The sequence below is a fragment of the Longicatena sp. 210702-DFI.1.196 genome, assembly GCF_020563125.1.
In the GTDB taxonomy this organism is placed as follows: domain Bacteria; phylum Bacillota_I; class Bacilli_A; order Erysipelotrichales; family Erysipelotrichaceae; genus Longicatena; species Longicatena caecimuris.
The window spans coordinates 1-339 of sequence record NZ_JAJCPX010000113.1 but is presented as its reverse complement, the minus strand read 5'-3'; the positions used below and the strand labels follow the sequence as shown (position 1 = coordinate 339).

Sequence of the window (339 nt, the reverse complement as noted above, 5' to 3'; positions counted from 1 at the left end):
TGTGTGTTGCGCCGGACAGGGCATGAGAGCGTCCGCCAATGCCATACTCGTCTTTAAGGAATCTCACTTTTTCCTTATCCGTATGGTTTTCCATGAAGAACGCATAGATACGGCCTTTTCCTCCGGCAAAACTGCTGCCGCCGGTCATGGCGGTGTCGATCTCATCCTCTGTAATGAAATGCTGGACGGTTGGCACTTGGGAAAGGTCCGAAGAAAAAGTCCTGCGGGGCAGGTCAAGGTCTTTCAGGTTCTCCCAGATTTCCCTTGGCCTATGGTAATGAAAGCGCAACAGGTCACGGTCCTGCTGATAGGCAGTCCAGAAGGCGGCGTATTCTTCCT

Annotated in this window: 1 protein-coding gene; it reads right to left on the bottom strand. The window is 52.5% G+C overall.

What is annotated here, in order from left to right:
* A partial coding sequence (locus LI241_RS15595; protein ID WP_227151490.1) for a hypothetical protein occupies window positions 1-339 on the bottom strand: 339 nt, incomplete at both ends.